This is a genomic window from Paraburkholderia sp. GAS32 (assembly GCF_050434225.1).
Classification (GTDB): Bacteria; Pseudomonadota; Gammaproteobacteria; order Burkholderiales; family Burkholderiaceae; genus Paraburkholderia; species Paraburkholderia madseniana.
Genome location: NZ_JBNPVS010000004.1, coordinates 332,587 through 350,311 on the forward strand (window position 1 = coordinate 332,587; position 17,725 = coordinate 350,311).

16 protein-coding genes are annotated in these 17,725 nt (G+C 61.7%); 7 read left to right on the top strand and 9 right to left on the bottom strand.

All coding sequences use genetic code 11. From position 1 onward, the window contains the following. Positions 1 to 54: 54 nt before the first annotated feature. The 3 genes from P3T25_RS07355 to P3T25_RS07365 all read right to left on the bottom strand — a co-directional run bounded on the left by P3T25_RS07355 (position 55) and on the right by P3T25_RS07365 (position 3,805). Positions 55 to 954, bottom strand: coding sequence for a LysR family transcriptional regulator (locus P3T25_RS07355; RefSeq protein ID WP_408198792.1), 900 nt, complete (start codon positions 952 to 954; stop codon positions 55 to 57). A gap of 152 nt (positions 955 to 1,106) precedes the next feature. Beyond that, the gene (locus P3T25_RS07360) at positions 1,107 to 2,579 is read right to left on the bottom strand and encodes an NAD-dependent succinate-semialdehyde dehydrogenase (RefSeq protein ID WP_154562485.1); all 1,473 of its coding nucleotides are present in this window, start codon (positions 2,577 to 2,579) and stop codon (positions 1,107 to 1,109) included. 209 nt (positions 2,580 to 2,788) lie between these two features. Beyond that, the gene (locus tag P3T25_RS07365) at positions 2,789 to 3,805 is read right to left on the bottom strand and encodes a LacI family DNA-binding transcriptional regulator (protein ID WP_429357791.1); all 1,017 of its coding nucleotides are present in this window, start codon (positions 3,803 to 3,805) and stop codon (positions 2,789 to 2,791) included. A 206-nt stretch (positions 3,806 to 4,011) separates the two neighbouring features. On the opposite strand from P3T25_RS07365, the gene P3T25_RS07370 reads away from it, so the two are divergent. The 6 genes from P3T25_RS07370 (at position 4,012) to P3T25_RS07395 (ending at position 11,686) form a co-directional block, all read left to right on the top strand. Further along, positions 4,012 to 5,151 carry an ABC transporter ATP-binding protein gene (locus P3T25_RS07370; RefSeq protein WP_429357792.1) on the top strand — a complete coding sequence of 380 codons (1,140 nt, stop codon included), beginning with the start codon at positions 4,012 to 4,014 and terminating at the stop codon, positions 5,149 to 5,151. Positions 5,152 to 5,277: 126 nt separating this feature from the next. Then, the gene (locus P3T25_RS07375) at positions 5,278 to 6,531 is read left to right on the top strand and encodes an ABC transporter substrate-binding protein (RefSeq protein WP_154562479.1); all 1,254 of its coding nucleotides are present in this window, start codon (positions 5,278 to 5,280) and stop codon (positions 6,529 to 6,531) included. Positions 6,532 to 6,596: 65 nt separating this feature from the next. After that, positions 6,597 to 7,502, top strand: a complete 906-nt coding sequence (locus P3T25_RS07380; RefSeq protein ID WP_266259430.1) for a carbohydrate ABC transporter permease — start codon at positions 6,597 to 6,599, stop codon at positions 7,500 to 7,502. 19 nt (positions 7,503 to 7,521) lie between these two features. Then, positions 7,522 to 8,373, top strand: a complete 852-nt coding sequence (locus tag P3T25_RS07385) for a carbohydrate ABC transporter permease (RefSeq protein ID WP_054039330.1) — start codon at positions 7,522 to 7,524, stop codon at positions 8,371 to 8,373. 37 nt (positions 8,374 to 8,410) lie between these two features. Beyond that, positions 8,411 to 10,375 (top strand): beta-galactosidase, encoded by a 1,965-nt coding sequence (locus P3T25_RS07390; protein ID WP_429357793.1) that lies wholly within the window; start codon positions 8,411 to 8,413, stop codon positions 10,373 to 10,375. 150 nt (positions 10,376 to 10,525) lie between these two features. Continuing rightward, positions 10,526 to 11,686 carry a glycoside hydrolase family 53 protein gene (locus tag P3T25_RS07395; protein WP_429357794.1) on the top strand — a complete coding sequence of 387 codons (1,161 nt, stop codon included), beginning with the start codon at positions 10,526 to 10,528 and terminating at the stop codon, positions 11,684 to 11,686. Between the two features lie 50 nt (positions 11,687 to 11,736). Here the strand turns inward: P3T25_RS07395 and P3T25_RS07400 are convergent, their stop codons facing one another. The 6 genes from P3T25_RS07400 to P3T25_RS07425 form a co-directional block, all read right to left on the bottom strand. Then, a complete protein-coding gene (locus P3T25_RS07400) occupies positions 11,737 to 12,066 on the bottom strand; it encodes a hypothetical protein (RefSeq protein WP_429357795.1) in 330 nt (109 codons plus the stop codon). Between the two features lie 138 nt (positions 12,067 to 12,204). After that, positions 12,205 to 13,563 carry an MFS transporter gene (locus P3T25_RS07405; protein WP_429357796.1) on the bottom strand — a complete coding sequence of 453 codons (1,359 nt, stop codon included), beginning with the start codon at positions 13,561 to 13,563 and terminating at the stop codon, positions 12,205 to 12,207. A gap of 94 nt (positions 13,564 to 13,657) precedes the next feature. Continuing rightward, positions 13,658 to 13,801: a hypothetical protein gene (locus tag P3T25_RS07410; protein ID WP_174825303.1), complete on the bottom strand. Its 144-nt coding sequence runs from the start codon at positions 13,799 to 13,801 to the stop codon at positions 13,658 to 13,660. Positions 13,802 to 14,106: 305 nt separating this feature from the next. Further along, a complete protein-coding gene (locus P3T25_RS07415; protein ID WP_266259436.1) occupies positions 14,107 to 14,451 on the bottom strand; it encodes a cupin domain-containing protein in 345 nt (114 codons plus the stop codon). A gap of 34 nt (positions 14,452 to 14,485) precedes the next feature. Then, positions 14,486 to 15,469, bottom strand: a complete 984-nt coding sequence (locus tag P3T25_RS07420; RefSeq protein WP_429357797.1) for a succinylglutamate desuccinylase — start codon at positions 15,467 to 15,469, stop codon at positions 14,486 to 14,488. 53 nt (positions 15,470 to 15,522) lie between these two features. Next, positions 15,523 to 16,605, bottom strand: coding sequence for a tartrate dehydrogenase (locus tag P3T25_RS07425; protein WP_154562463.1), 1,083 nt, complete (start codon positions 16,603 to 16,605; stop codon positions 15,523 to 15,525). A 136-nt stretch (positions 16,606 to 16,741) separates the two neighbouring features. On the opposite strand from P3T25_RS07425, the gene P3T25_RS07430 reads away from it, so the two are divergent. After that, positions 16,742 to 17,683: a LysR substrate-binding domain-containing protein gene (locus tag P3T25_RS07430; RefSeq protein WP_429357798.1), complete on the top strand. Its 942-nt coding sequence runs from the start codon at positions 16,742 to 16,744 to the stop codon at positions 17,681 to 17,683. The last annotated feature ends 42 nt before the right edge of the window (positions 17,684 to 17,725 follow it).

A 17,725-nucleotide genomic window follows, 5' to 3' on the forward strand; every position in this document is an offset into this window, starting at 1 on the left:
AACGCCCGGACGGAGAGTCCAAGACCGCTTGCTTATGCTTGTATAGGTTTTTACTTATAGTGTGGCGTCAGCAAGCGGCGCGGGGAGACAGGCGAGGAAAGCACGCAGATGCGGTGAGGCGTCATCGGTGCGAAAGGTGGCCGCGAGCGTCGATCGGTATGACGAGCCGGGACCGGAGAGATGACGGAACACGACGTCCGTGCGTCCATGCCGTGCAACCGATTCGCCGATGAACGTCACGCCGAGGCCCGCTGCTACGAGTGCAATCGCGGTTTGAATTTCATAGGCCTGGTGAGCGACAACCGGAGTCACGCCCGCATCGCGATAGAGCGTTTGCACCGAGCGTTTGAACTGTGCGTTCTGGTGCTTCGGATACAGAATCAAGGGCGTATCGGCGAGCTCGGCAATTCGCACGGTCTTGTGCGCGGCGAGCGGATGACCCGGTTCGAGCGCGACCATGACACGCTCGCGCAGCAGCGGATAGGACGTGCAGCCATCAATCGCGAGCGGCTGACGCCCGATGCCGATGTGAATGCGCATGTCGCGCAACGCATCGGTTTGTTCCTCGGTGAGCAACTCGAAAAGCTTGAGTTCGACCTGAGGGAACGCGTTGTGAAACGCCTTGAGCGCGGGCGGCAGGATGCTGTACATCGCCGAGCGCGTGAAGCCGATGCTGAGCCAGCCGCGCCGGCCGACACCGATTTCTTGCGCTGTAAGGGACACCTGTTCCAACGAACCCAGTATCTGACGCGCCTCCGTGCAGAGGTAGTGGCCGGCTTCGGTCAGACTCAGCGGGCGTCTTGCCCGATCGACCAGTTGCGTGCCGAGCCGCTCCTCAAGTGATCGGATCTGCTGGCTCAACGCGGGCTGCGCGATATGCAAGCGCTCGGCGGCGCGGCTGAAATTGAGCTCCTCCGCCAGAATCACGAAGCACTGCAACGCCCTAAGATTCATATCCGTTTTTCCTGATCTTCAGTAGGAAGAGGATAACGGGTTATGCGGTGGACGGTGCAATGCCGGTGCGCCCGGGGGGAAGTTCTGGCGCCGCAGCGGCTCCTCGAAGAGGCCGCGTTGGGGCGCCAGATCATGGAACGCGCGGCGGCTCCTTAATCCAGTCCGCCCTGGCACAGATACTTGATCGACATGTAATCGTCGAGCCCGTACTTCGACCCTTCGCGGCCGTAGCCCGATTCTTTCACCCCGCCAAACGGCGCCGCTTCGCTCGACACGGCGCCTTCGTTGATACCGATCACACCCGCTTCGAGCTGGGCTGCGACGCGATTGATGCGTCGCACGTCCTGCGTGTAGAAGTAGGCGGCGAGGCCGAAAGGCGTGTCATTGGAAAGACGGATCGCTTCGGCTTCGTCATCGAAACGGAACAGCGGCGCAACGGGCCCAAAGGTTTCTTCGCAACAAACGATCATGTCGTCCCGCGCGTCGGTCAACACGGTCGGTGCATAGTAGTTCGGGCCGAGTTCGGTCAGGCGCTTTCCGCCAGTCAGCACTTTTGCACCGTGTTTGACGGCATCTTCTACGTGCCGGGCAATCTTGTCGATTGCGCGTTCGTTGATCATCGGGCCGATCTGCGCGTCCGGATCGGTTGCGGGCGCAACCTTCAGCGCGGCGACGCGTTTCGCGAGCAGATCGGCGAAACGCGCGTAGACACCCGATTGCACATAAACCCGGTTCGGGCACACGCAAGTCTGACCGCCGTTGCGGAACTTGGATGCCATCAGACCGGTGACCGCCGCGTCGAGATCGGCGTCGTCGAATACGATGAAGGGGGCATTGCCGCCCAATTCCAGCGACAGCTTCTTCAGCGTGCCAGCCGATTCGCGGGCGAGATGCTTGCCGACCGGTGTCGAGCCGGTGAACGTGATCTTGCGCACGCGTCCGTCGGCGAGCCAGTCAGCCACTGCCGCAATCCCCTGTTCACGCGAAGCCGACAGCATGTTCAGCACGCCGTCCGGCAAGCCCGCTTCCTGGGCGAGAGCTGCCAGCGCGAGCGCGGTGAGCGGTGTGTCTTCCGCGGGCTTGGCCACGACCGTGCATCCGGCTGCGAGCGCGGGGGCGATCTTGCGCGCAATCATCGCCAGCGGGAAATTCCACGGCGTGATCGCCGCGACCACGCCAACCGGCTCCTTCACGGCGCTCATGCGTTTGCCACGTTGTTGCTGCGGGATCAGATCGCCGTAGATGCGTGTCGCCTCGTCGGCGAACCACGCGACGTACGAGGCGCCGTAGGCGACTTCGCCACGGCTTTCCGCGAGCGGCTTGCCTTGTTCCGTCGACATCAGCTTGGCGAGGTCTTCGGTATTGGCGACGATCAGCGCGTGCCAGCGGCGCAGAATCTCCGCGCGTTCGCGCGGCAGCTTGTCGCGCCATGCGGGGAACGCGCGGGCCGCGGCGTCGGTGGCGGCGCGGGCGTCCGCTGCGCCGCTGTTCGCGACTTCGACGATCAATTCGCCGGTGGCCGGGTTGGTGACGGGAAAGCGCGCGGCGTCGGCGGCGTCGATCCACTTGCCGTCGATCAGGTTCTGCGGGCGAATCAGTTCTTTGCGGGTCAATGCGAGAGACATCGGGGTTGCTCCTTCAGATTGATACTTCGATGCTACCCGTGCGCGACAGTCGATGAAATCGCCAATCGAGGTCTGGACGGCGCACGGAGCGTTTTTTTCGGGCCGCCACAGCATTTTCTGCTGAATCTGCGGTGAAGGCACCGTGCCGGGATGGGTGGCGGCTGGCGACGGCCCTGTTGCGCGGCCCGCTGTACGCACAGGCTCGCGCCTCAACTCATGCGCCGCGGTCCCGTCGACGCCCGCACAATGAGTTGCGGCGGCGGTGCGAGCACCATCGACGGTTGCTGTTCAGGCGTCTGGATCAGCCGGATCAGACTCTCGATCGACAACTCCGCAACGGCTGCCGTCTGGATCGCAACTGTCGTCAACGCAGGATGCACCTGGTGCGCCAGTTGAATGTCCGTAATGCCGATGACCGACACATCGTTCGGCACGGCGCGACCCAGCGTGATCAACGCCTGTGCCGCGCCGATCGCCAGCAGATCGTTGGTCGCGAAAATCGCGGTGAGGTGAGGGCGGTTCGCCATCAACTGCATGCAGGCGGCGTAGCCAGCGTCGATCGAGTCGCGGATCTGCAGCACTGCGGCCGCGTCTGTTTCGATACCGGCCTCGTGCACCACCGCGCGAAATCCGTTGGAGCGCGCATCCTGCAAGCCGCCGCACCCGTCGCCGATCAGAAGACCGATCTCGCGGTGACCCAATTCGAGCAGATGCCTCGCGGCAAGCGCACCCGCATGGGCAAAATCCACGGCGATGCAGGGCAGGGCGGGCGGCGCCTCAGGGTGTTCCCACATCGCCAGCAAGATCGGCGCGCTGTGCGTGGCCGACGCGCACAATTCGTTGAACTTGATGTCCGTGTTCATCACGAGGACACCGTCCGCGAGTGTGCCGGCGATCTGGTTCAGATACGCACGGCCGACCTCCGCATCGTCGTCGGTATTGCAAACCATCAGGAAGTATCCCGCTTTGCGTGCCGCTCGCTCGGCGGCCAACACGAACTCGGGGTAGAACGGGTTCGAGATGTTCGACAACATCAAGGCCAAGGTCGACGAGTGACCCTCGGCCAGCGCGCGGGCGTTCAGATTGGGCCGGTAGCCGAGATCGGCGATCGCCTTGAGCACGCGTTCGGCAGTCTCCGGGCGGACCTTCTCGCGGTTGCGCAGGACGTTGGAAACGGTGGCGGCGGTGACGTGTGCGCGCTTTGCGACTTCGGAAAGGGTGACCATGTTCTGTTTATCCCATATTCAGGGAGCGCGATTCAAATGTTGCAAGCAACCGGCGACGTTGATAACTTGCTGGAAAACACGACAGGAGACACCCATCATGACTTTTTCCATTGAGTTCGAATTTAAGCGATTAAATGCCTGCTGCACAAGAGCCAGCCGTTTATTTTTCATAGAAATTTAAGCGGTTAAATCAAGGAGGCAGCAGCATGGCAACGATTCGTCTTACGAACGTGCAGAAGTCGTACGGTGACCATCCGCCGGTGATCCGGCGCGTGAATCTCGAGATCGCGCAGCACGAGTTCTGCGTGTTTCTCGGGCCCTCGGGTTGCGGCAAGTCGACCCTGCTGAGAATGATCGCCGGTCTCGAAGACCTGAGCGAAGGCGAGCTGCACATCGGCGGCCGCCTCATGAACGATGTGCCCGCCGCCGGACGCGGCGTGGCGATGGTGTTCCAGAGCTACGCGCTGTTTCCGCACATGACCGTGTTCGACAACATGGCGTTCGGCCTGAAACTCGCGAAGCAACCCAAGGACGTGATCGACCGGAAGGTGCACGAAGCCGCGCGCATTCTGCAACTGGACGCCTTCCTTGACCGTTATCCGAAAGCGCTTTCGGGCGGGCAGCGGCAGCGTGTTGCGATCGGCCGGGCCATCGTGCGTGAGCCCGGCGTGTTCCTGTTCGACGAACCGTTGTCGAATCTCGACGCCGCATTGCGCGGCCAGACGCGTGTCGAAATCGCCCGCCTGCACCAGCGCTTCGCGAACGCGAGCGTGGTCTATGTGACCCACGATCAGGTCGAGGCGATGACGCTTGCCGACAGAATCGTGTTGCTGCATGCAGGAGCGGACGCCGAGCGCTTCGGCAGCATCGCGCAGAGCGGCGCGCCGCTCGAGTTGTATCACCATCCGAAGTCGCGCTTTGTGGCGGGCTTCATCGGTTCGCCGCGAATGAATTTCATCGATGCCGTGGTCGATTCGATCGAAGCGGGCAAGGTGGCCGTCACGCTGACGGAAAGCGGCGAACGGCTGGTCGCTCACGTGGACGGTCAACGTCTTCAGCGCGGGCAGTCTGTCACGCTCGGCGTGCGCCCGGAACATCTGCGCCTTTCTGGCGACGAGCAGTTTATTCAGTGCGTCACGGTGCTATCGGAGCGCCTCGGCGAGCACAGCTATATTCACGCGGATCACGCCGGTGGCACGCTCATCGCCAAGGCCGCGGGTGATACGCCGATTGGTTCGGGCGAGCGCATCTGCATTCACGTTCCGCCTGCCGCATGTCATCTGTTCGATGCGGATGGCGTTGCAGTGCGGCGCAGTACGTTCGAGCCCGAGCGAGTCGCCGCTTGAGGTGCCTCGCGCATCTCAGGCACCCAAGGCGCCACCGAGTTCACAAAACCCTATTCCGCCACAGAGCGGGTACATCGTCTGGCAGCGAGCCGCTGTCAGCCAACAAGGTAGTCAAGGAGACATAAGATGATTTCTCTTCGCCTTCGCCGTCTGGCATACGCGTCGATTGGGGTCGCACTGGTTGCAGGCGCGCTCTGCGCCACCGCGGCTGACGCGGCCACGTTGACCGTCAACGTATCGGCGCGCGGTAATCAGCGCTCTACGTGGCAGGACGCGTTCGACAAGTTCAAGAAAGCCAATCCCGACGTCGACCTCAAGGTGACCTACATCAGCGAGGAAGCGTACAAGGTGCAGATGGGCGGCTGGCTCGCCACCGATCCGCCTGATGTCGTGTCTTGGCACGACGGCGAGCGCATGGCGTATTACGCGCAACGCGGCCTGCTAGAAGACCTGTCCTCGGACTGGAGCAAGAACGGCTGGTCGCAGCAGTATGCGTCGGTGAAGGACGCCTCGACGTATAAGGGCAAGCAGTACGCCGCGCCGCTCGGTTACGACGCCTACGGCTTCTTCTATCGCAAGGATCTGTTCGAGAAGGCCGGCATCAAAGGCGAACCGAAAACGTGGGATGAATTTCTCGACGCCTGCAAGAAGCTGAAGGCCAGCGGCGTTGCACCGATCGCCGTCGCGGCGCGCGATAGCTGGACGCTTGCCGCGTGGTTCGACTATCTCGACCTGCGCATCAACGGCAACGCATTCCACCAGCAGTTGATGGCCGGCGAAATTCCGTACACCGATGCACGCGTTAAAAAGGTCTACACCGCGTGGAAAACGCTGATCGACGATCACTACTTCATCGACAACGCGCTCTCCTACGACCTCGATTCGATTGCGCCGTTTCTCGTGAATGGCAAGGCCTCGATGATGCTGATGGGCACGTTCTTCTCAGCGAGCATTCCGGCGTCCCTCCGGCCGCAGACCGGTTTCTTCCGCTTCCCGGTGATCGACGCGAATGTACCGATGGCCGAAGACGGTCCGGTCAATGTGCTGCTGGTTCCGGCTAAAGCAAAGAACAAGGCCGATGCCCGCAGACTGCTTGCCTTCATGGAACAGCCGCAGATCAACGCCGATCTCGCGAAAGGTTGGGGGACGTTGCCGTCGAACAGCCAGTCGGCGGAACCTGAAGACGAGATTTCGAAGGTCGGTTTCCAGACCCTCGCGAACACGAAGGGCGGCATCGCGCAGTTCTACGATCGCGACATGCAGAAGGAAATGGCCGACGAAGGCATGAAGGCGATGCAGCAGTTCTACAGCGATCCGTCGCAACTCGACGCCATGCTGGTCCGCCTCGAAGCGACCCGCAAGCGCATCTACAAGAAGTAAGCCCCGGAGCGCCAGCACGGCAGCAAGCGCTGGCGCTCGCCTTCGATCTCCGACGAGGCCCGATCATGTCTCATTCCGCAGCGCGCCGCCTACCCGCGGCGCGGCACCGGCACGTCTCCACGACGCGCCGTCATCAGCACCGCGCGGCGCTTTTCTTCCTGCTGCCGGGCTGTGTGTTGTTTTGCCTGTGCGTGGTCTACCCGATCATCAACAGTATTTCGCTCAGCTTTTACAACTGGGACGGCATGACGCCGAAGACGTTCGCGGGCTTCGATAACTACATCGAACTGTTTCACGCGGACACGTTCTATACGGCGCTCAAGAACAACCTGATCTGGCTCGCGTTGTTCCTGTTGGCGCCGCCGCTCGGGCTGCTGTTCGCGTTGTATCTGAACCAGCATATCCGTGGCATGCGGGTCGTGAAGTCGCTGTTTTTCGCGCCGTTCGTGCTATCCGGCGTGGTGGTGGGGCTCGTGTTCAGTTGGTTTTACGATCCGGGTTTCGGCTTGCTGAGACTGATCGTCGGTCATGGCATTCCTGTGCTCGGCGATCCGCACACCGTCACATTCGGCATCATTTTCGCCGCGCTGTGGCCGCAAACGCCGTTTTGCATGGTGCTGTATCTCACCGGGCTGACAGGCATCAATCCCGAAGTGGTCGAGGCGGCACGCATGGAGGGCGCAAAAGGCGTGCGTCTGCTATGGCACGTGATTCTTCCGCAACTGCGGCCCGCCACATTCATGGCAGTCGTGCTGACCGTGATCGGCGCGCTGCGCAGTTTCGACCTGATTGCGGTGATGAGCGGCGGCGGTCCCTTCGATAGCTCGACCGTGCTCGCCTATTACATGTACGACCAGGCGATCAAGTACTACCGCGAAGGCTATTCCGCGGCGATTGCCGTCGTGCTGTTCGCCATCATGCTCGTCTACATCGTGTTTCATCTGCGCCGCATGCTGCGCGAAGAACATTGATTTCCAGGAGTCACGTGTCATGTATCCGCTTCCCGTCGAACGCTGGAAACCGCTCAACCGCACGTTGTACAAAGCGTCGTTGCCGCTCGCGCTGCTGATATGGCTGCTGCCGATGCTGGCCGTGCTCGTCACGTCGATCCGCTCGTCGGACGAGTTGTCGCAAGGCGACTATTGGGGCTGGCCCAAGCATTTTGCGTTGATCGAAAACTACGGCACGGCGCTTACCCAAACGCCGATGCTGCATTACTTCGCCAATAGCGTGCTGATCACGGTGCCCTCGGTGATCGGCGCGATCGTGCTGGCTTCAATGGCGGGATTTGCGTTGGCGACCTACCGCTTCCCGGGCAATACCGCTGTGCTGTTCGCCTTTGTAGCCGGCAACTTCGTACCGATCCAGATTCTGATGATCCCGGTGCGCGACATGGCGCTGAAAGTGGGCCTCTTCAACAGCGTGTGGGCGCTGGTGATTTTTCATGTGTCGTTTCAAACTGGTTTTTGCACGCTGTTTCTGCGCAACTTCATCAAGCAGTTGCCGTTCGAGATGATCGAGGCGGCGCGCGTGGAAGGGGCGAGCGAATGGACGATCTACTGGCGCATCGTGCTGCCGCTGATTCGTCCCGCGCTCGCCGCGCTGGGCATCCTCGTGTTCACGTTTGTCTGGAACGACTACTTCTGGGCGCTGTGCCTCACGCAAGGCGATGAGGCTGCGCCGATCACCGTGGGCGTCGCCGCGCTTAAAGGCCAATGGACGACGGCATGGAATCTGGTTGCCGCCGGCTCGGTACTCGCCGCTTTGCCCTCCGTGTTGATGTTCTTCCTGATGCAGAAGCATTTCGTCGCCGGCCTGACTTTCGGCGCAAGCAAGGGCTGATCGCCCGTTCGCCGTCATTTAACAAAGAGACTTTCTCATGCAACTTGGTGTTTGCTACTACCCCGAACAATGGCCGCGTTCGATGTGGGCCGACGATGCGAAACGTATGATCGAACTCGGCATCACGCATGTGCGGATCGCCGAATTCGCATGGAGCCGGATGGAGCCGCGCGCCGGCGAATTCGCCTGGGGCTGGCTCGATGAAGCCGTCGAGACGTTGGCAGCCGCGGGGCTGAAACTCGTGCTGGGCACGCCGACCGCGTCGCCGCCGAAGTGGCTGATCGACGCACACCCGGATGTGTTGCCGGTGCGTGCGGACGGCGTGCGCTGGAATTTCGGCTCGCGTCGCCACTACGATATTTCCAGCGAAACCTATCGGCGTGAGTGCGTACGCATTGTCACCGCGATGGTGGAGCGCTATGGACGGCATCCGTCTATCGTCGCGTGGCAGACCGACAACGAACTCGGCTGCCACGAGACCGTGCCGAGTTATTCGGGCGCGGCACTGGCGCGCTTTCAGACGTGGTTGCAGCATCGCTACGAGCGCGTCGAGACATTGAACGATGCATGGGGCAATGTGTTCTGGAGCATGGAGTATCCGTCGTTCGAGACGATCGGCCTGCCGAACCTCACGCCCACCGACGCCAATCCGATCCATTTTCTCGACTTTCGCCGCTTCATGTCAGATGAGGTGGCCAGCTTCCATCGCGAGCAGATCGACGTGCTGCGTGAGCATGCGCCCGAGGCGGATCTGCTGCACAACTTCATGGGCTTCTTCACGACCTTCGATCATTACCGTTTCACCGAAGACAACGCGCTCGACGTGGCGGCCTGGGACAGCTATCCGATCGCGCGCACGGAATCGATCGCACTGCCTGAAGAGCAGAAGGCGCGTTACGCACGTACCGCGCATCCGGACGTCTCCGCGTTCGATCACGACCGCTACCGCGCGATCGGCGCGGGCCGTTTCTGGGTGATGGAGCAACAGGCAGGGCCGGTGAACTGGGCGCCGTGGAATCCGGTGCCGGCGAAGGGCATGGTCCGGCTGTGGGCATACGAAGCGTTCGCGCATGGCGCGGAACTGGTGTCGTATTTCCGCTGGCGTCAGTGCCCGTATGCGCAGGAGCAGATGCATTCGGGTCTCAACTTGCCGAACAACGAACTGTCGCCTGGCGGCCTCGAAGTGCAGCAGGCAGCGCGGGAAATTGCCTCGTCCGCAGCGCTGTCCGGCCTCGGTGCGCCAGCGCGCGCGGCCACCGTGATCGTGTTCGACTACGAGACGCAGTGGATGTTCGAGATTCAGCGTCATGGCAAAACCTTCGACTATCAGACGCTGGCGTTCGACTACTACGAGGCGCTGCGTGAACTCGGCCTCGACGTCGATATCGTGTCGAGCAAGGCCGATCTTTCGCCGTACCGGTTAGTGGTGGTGCCGAGCATTGCCGTGATCGACGACACGCTCGTCGATCAGATCGAGCGGAGTTCGGCGCAATGGGTATTCGGCCCGAGGAGCGGCTCGAAGACCACGACCTTCGCCATTCCTTCGAGCTTGCCACCCGGCGCATTGCAACGCGTTCTGCCGATGCAGGTGCTCGAAGTCGAAACGCTGCGCCCGACGCTTACGCCAGCGCTTTCGATCGGAGACACGCAGGGCGTTGCGCTGCATTGGCGTGAGCACGTTCGCGCCAATGGCGAGACGACCGTCGAAGCGCAATTCGACGACACGTGGCCCGCGATCCTCACCCACGGAAAGGTTCGTTATGTGGCGGGTTGGTTGTCGCACGCGTTGCATCGCGAGGTTTTGCAGCAGGCCGCGAAGGATGCCGGCATCGAGACACACCGCCTGGCTGAGGGCTTGCGCATTCGCCGACGCGGCAATTTGACCTTCGCGTTCAACTTCGGTCCGGAGCAGGCGCAGGCGCCCGCGCCGGCCAATGCGACGTTTGTGCTGGGACATTCACAGTTGAAAACCGGTGACGTCTGTGCGTGGAGGAACGCGTAGCCCAGCACGTCAACGGGCTTGAGCAAGTGAGAAGCGAGAAGTGAGATGAGCGCGTTATCGGAGGTAGAAATGGCGCCAGAAATTTAAGCGCTTCAACCCGGAACAGGCGGCCTCTAAAAGAACCGCCATTCAATCGATGGAGGATGACAGATGAACAGAAGAGAAATGCTCGGATGGCTCGCATCTGCTGGGGCCGCCGCTGGTGTTGGCGCAACGGTCGGCGTGCCCGCCGTTGCAGGTGAACTTGGCTTGTTCGGTCATGGCCGCGGGTTTGCAAAGGGTGCGGACGTGTCGACGCTGCTGGAACTCGAGGCCAATGGCGCGAAGTTTTACGATCACGGTGTACCGCTCGACTGTCTCTTCATTCTGAAGAGTCACGGTGTCGACTCGATCCGCATCAAGGTGTGGAACGATCCTGGCAATCCGAACTTTTTTCCGGCCGACCAAAGTCCCGCCACCGGTTACAACAATGCCGAACATGTACGCGTGTTGGCTCGCCGCGCCGCTGCGCTCGGCATGCGCATACTGATCGATTTCCACTACAGCGACTGGTGGGCCGATCCGGGCAAGCAGTATCCGCCTCACGACTGGGCTGGCAAGGATATCGAGCAAACCTGTGCGCTGCTATCCGAGTACACGTCGAAGGTCCTCACGATGCTCAAGCGCGATGGCGTGCATCCGGAGTGGGTTCAGGTCGGCAACGAAATCACGGGCGGCATGCTGTGGCCGCTCGGCAAATACGATCAGTGGGACAACCTCGCGCAACTGTTGAAGGCCGGGCACGACGCGGTGAAATCCGTCGATGAACGGATCAAGGTCATGCTGCATCTCGACAGCGGTGGCAACAACGCAACGAGCCGCTGGTGGTTCGACAGCGCGGTACAGCGCGGCGTCATGTTCGATGTGATCGGCTTGTCCTACTATCCGCAGTGGCAAGGCTCGCTAAGCGACTTGCAGAACAACGCGAACGATATGGCGACGCGCTACGACAAGGACGTGATGGTCGTCGAGACCGCATATCCGTGGACCACCAGCGACGGCGATTCGGAACCCAACGCGATGACCAATACCGGTTCCACGACCTTCCCGCAGACACCGGCCGGCCAGGCGCAATTTATCGGTGCGGTGACGGATATCGTGAAGGCGATACCCGGTGGCCACGGCAAGGGCGTGTTCTGGTGGGAGCCGGAATGGATTCCGACGCCGAATGTCGGATGGAAAGTCGGCGCGGGCGATCAGTGGGACAACAACACGTTGTTCGATTTTCACGGCAACGCGTTGACGTCGCTGGATGCGTTCCGCAAGCGCTAGTCCTGGCTCTAACCGCTAGTGCGGCGAAATGGCCGTGCGGATAGCAGGCACTACTGCGCGGGTGCCTGCGATTTCTGCTGGTTTGCACAGTCCGATGTGAACGCCATGCTGGCCTGATCGGGTGTCATGTGGGGGGCGTTCGGGCTGTAGATCTTTTCGACGATGGCGGAGACTGCTTGCCGGTCGGATTCACCGTTGTAGTACTTGGCCGCTTGGGCAAGCGCCTGCGCTTTCGTCTTCTTGTGCGCACGCCACGAGGCCACCTGGCCGGCAATATCGCCGATCGCAAAACATTGATCGCTGACTGTTTGTGCAACGGCTTCAACGGCCGGCTGCGCGAGGCACAGTGCGAGCATGGCCGATACAACTACGCGTTTCATTGACTGAATCCTGTCGTTAGATGGGCGACGGCGCAAAGGCAATGGCATTGACCATTGCCGTGCCCGCCCGAATCAATAACGGCGTAGTTTATCGGGAAGTGGGGCGCGGTGCTTTTCACCGGCGCCTCTTTCAACTTCTTAGTGCCCAAACGACTCCGCTTTCGCGCCGGTTTCTGCCGCCACATGCGGCCGTGCCGCCTGCTTGATCAGCAACGCCACGCACGAAATCAGACCTGCCACCGCAACCATCGCGAAGATGCCGCCAAAGGTGAAGTGGCGGCGAGTCAGTTCGGCCACGAGGAACGAACCCGCGATCCCGCCGAAGCGCCCGATCCCCAGCATCCAGGCCACGCCGGTGCCGCGACCTTGAGTCGGATAAAACGCGGCGGCAAGCGCCGGCATCGACGATTGCGCGGTATTCATCAGCACGCCCGCGACGAACACGATAAACACCAGCGCGCCAACATTGCCAACCGCCTGGCCGATGAAATACACGCTCACCGCGGTCAGCGCATAGCAGGCCGCGATGATGCGGTTCGCGTTGAAGCGGTCCATCAGCACGCCGCACAGCACGGCGCCGACGCCACCGAGCGGGAACAGCGCGGAAATCAGCGTCGCGCGTTGCGGCGTGAGTCCGGCGTCCTTCAGCAGGATCGGCATCCAGTTGATCGACGCGTAGAAGATCACGAGGCCCATGAAGTAGGCGATCCACAGCATCACCGAGCCGACGATGTACGAGCGCGAGAGCACCACGCCTATGCCCTTGCCGCCGGTTTGCGGCGCGGTTTCGGTCATGACGAAGCTGTCGGCCTGCGCGGCGTCGCTCGAAATGCGTGCCAGCGCTGCGCGGATCCGTTCGACCGGCTTACTGTTCGCCACCATGTAGCGGACCGATTCCGGCATCTTCAGCACCAGCACGATCAGCAGCAAGAGCGGCGTGATACCGCCAAGCACCAGCACGCTGCGCCAGCCGAAGTGCGGAATCATCCACGCAGCGAGAAAGCCGCCGAAGGCCGCGCCGAGCGGAAAGCCGCAGAACATCAGATTGATCACGGTCGCGCGGCGGCGATCCGGACAGTACTCGCCCATCATCGTCACGGCGTTCGGCATGGCCGCGCCGAGGCCGACGCCGGTGACGAAGCGCAAGATCGTCAGGTGTTCGATGCTGTTCGAGAACGCCGAAGCGAAGCAGGTCACGCCGAACAGCAGCACCGAGCCGAGCAGCATCGAGCGCCGCCCGAGCCGGTCGGACAGCGGCCCTGAGACGAGCGCGCCGCACGCGAGGCCGAACAGCGCCGCGCTCAACACTGGCGCGAGCGCCGGCCGGGTGATGCCCCATTCGGAGATCAGCGACGGTGCAATGAAGCCGATCGCGGCCGTGTCAAAACCGTCCAGCAGGACGATGATGAAACACATGAAAAAGATGAGCCACTGGAACGGCGAGAAGGGGTGGTCGTTGATAAACGTTTGAACGTTCACAGCGTTGCTGCGGCTCATGGTGGTCTCCTGACTGCAGAATACGTAAAGGCTCGCCGTAACGAGCCTTCCTTTCTATTACGATCGTACGCCGGTTGGAAGCGGTGCACGATGCCTATGCCGGCGACGGCGCGCTGTGGAAGCCATCGCCGATGGTTGCGCTGGCCGTGACGATGAGGCCCGAACCTGCCGTGCCGAGCGTGTTGCCGTTGGTGCGCTGGAACGCCTGTAGCGCATACAGATCGATGCGCTTCGACAATGCATAGTACTCGGGCAGGTTGACCTGCCTCGACCTGCGAGAAGATGCAGGTGATCCAGGCGCCGATAACTTTGTCTGTTTTGTTCGTATAAAGAACACCGATTCTCTATAAGAACACGCCGAACTGTAAGTAGTTTGACAACGAGGGGCAACGCGGGATTACCCGACCATGGCACTGAGGCCCCATCCAATGAGGCAGAGCGACAGAACAGTGGGAATGGCTGTGGATGCCGCGGCGCAGGGTGCGCCGGGAACGGAACGTGCAGGTGTGGGGCGAGCGCCGAGGACGGCGCTCGGGGCCGTGCTCAAAAGATCACATAGACCTTTCGCATGGTTTCCTCGACTTCCCAAAGACCTTCGGTATTGGCTTCGAAAAAGAGCGTGTCGCCGCTTTCGAAGTGAACGGTCTCTTCGTTATCGGGCGTGAAGCGGCCGCGTCCCGCGAGGAAGTGCATCACCTCGGCCTGCTTGACCGAGCGGCGGTACGTGCCCGCCGTGCATTCGAAAATACCGGTGTCGATGGCTTCGCTGCCCTTGATCACGCGCTGCACGCCAGACACCTGAATCGGCGTCGTGCCCGGGAGCCCCGCCGTGCCCCAGTCCTCCAGATTCTGCAGACTCACGCTTTGCTTGATGCTTTGAACCTTCATTTTCACCTTACCTTTTGAATGTGCATGAGCCGATTCATCGGCCGCTCGTGTTCGTCACGGTTTGTTCGATCTTGCCCAGCCGCACGACGGTGACACCGGGACGCAATTGCCGCAGCGACGGCATCACGAGCATGCAGTTGTCGTAAGGCGTGACCACCGCTTCGCCATTCGACCAGCCGATGACCGTGCCGGCCTCCGGAAAGATCTCCAGTCCGGTGTAGGGCGCCGCGAAACGAAAATCCATACTGGTCGCGACCACCGGCTGTGTGACGCGGACGATGTGCTGGGTGGGCGGCAGCGGCGCCAGCCAGCCGTCCGGCAGATCGGCTTCATCGATCACGCCTGCCAGCAGCAGGAAGCGGGCGGTCGTATCGCGGGCCACGGCGACCGCGCTTCGTTCCCAGTGTTGTCCGCATTCGATCAGCAACGCGTGTTTCGCGCTATCCACCGTGCCGAAGCCTTCGTAATCGCGCATGCGACGGCCTTCGGGATGGCCCTCGTCGCAGATCACCGTGGCGGGTGTGCCGAGACGCACCGCAAGGTCGATGCCTTTCTGCAGCGGTCCCGCCACGATCAGCGGTTTGCATTTCTCGTGCATCGAATGCAGATCGAGGAGCGCGTCGACTGTGTCGATCACCGGGCGCATCTCGCGTGCGCGGGTCAATTCGCTCGACGTGCGCGACGTATCGTCGAGCACCGCGGCGGTCCACACGCGGTTGAAGTCCTGATCGACGAAGCGGGCGGCGTCGGGCTTAGCCGGGTCAAAACGCCGATACGCAGCGACATTCGCAAAGGCAAGCGTGAGGCGTCCACGACGTGGCCTCAACGCGCGCCGCAGCAGTTCATCGACGACGATCGCCCCGCACACTTCATTGCCGTGCGTGAGCGCGTTGATCATCACGTGCGGTCCCGGCACGCCGGAGTCGAACGTATGAACGTAGGCGATGCCGGACGACGATTGCTCGTAAACCGAAATATCGGGGAATTCGACTTCGATGGGGTAGGCTTCCATGCTCATTCGAACGTGTCCTCGCGGAGGGTTGGAATCGACAGATCGACAGATCGTTAGGCTCAGGCGAGTTTAGCCGCGATTGCCTGTCCGACTTCGGTGGTGTTCGCCTTGCCGCCGAGGTCGCCAGTATGCGGGCCTTCGATCAGCGTTGCTTCGATCGCCGCGAGAATCGCGTCATGCGCCTCGCGTTCCTTGCCTTCGTGATTGCCGAGGAAGTCGAGCATCATCGCGGCGGACCAGATCATCGCAATCGGATTGGCGATGTTCTTGCCGGCGATGTCGGGCGCCGAACCGTGCACCGGTTCGAACAGCGACGGAAACTTCCGGTCCGGGTTCAGATTGCCCGACGGCGCGAGGCCGATCGTGCCCGTGCAGGCAGGACCGAGATCGGAGAGGATGTCGCCGAACAGATTGGTGGCGACCACCACGTCGAAGCGATCCGGGTTCAGCACGAAGCGCGCGCAGAGAATGTCGATGTGCTGCTTGTCCCACGTCACATCCGGGTATTGCGCCGCGACGCCGGCCGCGCATTTGTCCCACCACGGCATGCTGATCGCGATACCGTTGCTCTTCGTCGCCACGGTGATCTTCTTGCGTTCGCGCCGTTGTGCGAGGTCGAACGCGAACTTCAGCACGCGTTCGCTGCCGTGCCGCGTGAACACGGATTCCTGCAGCACGAACTCACGTTCGGTGCCTTCGAACATCACGCCGCCCACCGACGAATATTCGCCCTCGGTGTTCTCACGCACGATCCAGAAATCGATGTCGCCCGCTTTGCGGCCCGCCAGCGGCGAAGGCACACCGGCGAAGAGCCGGGCAGGGCGCAGGTTGATGTACTGGTCGAATTCGCGCCGGAACTTCAGCAGCGACCCCCACAGCGAGATATGGTCAGGCACCGTGTCGGGCCAGCCGACCGCGCCGAACAGAATCGCATCGGCGGATTGCAGTTGGGCTTTCCAGTCGTCCGGCATCATCTTGCCGTGCTTGGCGTAGTAATCGCAGCTCGCCCATTCGATGTGCTGATACTCCAGTTCGATGCCGAAGCGCTTTTTCACCGTCTCCAGCACGCGAATGGCTTCCGGCATCACTTCGACGCCGATGCCGTCGCCCGGTATGACCGCAATCCGATAGGTCTTCGACATGTTCCTGCTCCTCCGTTGGGAATTTCGATGGTTCGATAGCGCTTATTTTATTCCTGCTGTTTGAGCTTAAAATAGTCACTTTAGTTAAGCCACTGTGCACGAATCGTGTACAAACCATTCTGCGACCGAGCGACCTATGAACGCCGTCCCATCACCCGATCTAGGCGATTTGCGCGTGTTTTGCGAAGTGGCGCGCAAATCGAGTTTCAGCGCGGCGGCGGAGGCGCTGTCGGTGTCCGCGGCGTACGTCAGCAAACGCATCAATGTGCTCGAGACTACGCTCGGTACGCGCTTATTGCACCGTTCCACGCGGCGCGTCGCGATTACGGAAGCCGGTGAACGGGTCTACACCTGGGCCGAAAAGATTCTCGACGACGTCGACCAACTGGTGGAAGACGTCTCCACCACGCGCCGCATCCCCGGCGGCAAGTTGCGCATTTCCAGCAGCTTCGGCTTTGGCCGCCGTTTCGTCGCGCCCGCGCTGGCCCGCTTCTCCGACCGGTATCCGCAACTGAGCGTGCGGCTCGATCTGTTCGACCGTCTCGTCGACGTGGGCGGCGAAGGCTTCGACCTCGATATCCGTATCGGCGACGAAATCGCGCCGCATCTGATTGCCAAACGGCTCGCGTCGAATCACCGGGTACTGTGCGCGTCGCCGGAATACCTCGCGCGGCACGGTGCGCCGCGGCAACTCGCGGACCTGTCGTCGCACGCATGTCTTGCGATCAAGGAGCGCGACCATCCATTCGGTCTCTGGCGTTTGACGGTGCGCGGTGAAGCGGCATCGATCAAGGTCACGGGACCGCTGTCGACCAATCACGGTGAGGTGGCCGTGCAATGGGCGTTGGCCGGACGCGGAATCGTGCTGCGTTCGATGTGGGATGTGCGGCCGTTGCTCGACAGCGGCCAGTTGCAGCAGGTGTTACCGGATGTCACGCAACCTGCGAACCTGTGGGCGGTGTATCCGGCGCGGCTCGCTCAGTCGGCGAAAGTGCGGGTGTGTGTCGACTTTCTGAGCGAGGAGTTCGCGCAATGGAGTCCGCCGCCTGACGCAACGGCGGCGGAAAAAGCGAACTGAATTCGAAAACGGCGAGCGTCAGATGAAGACGGCATAGAGGCA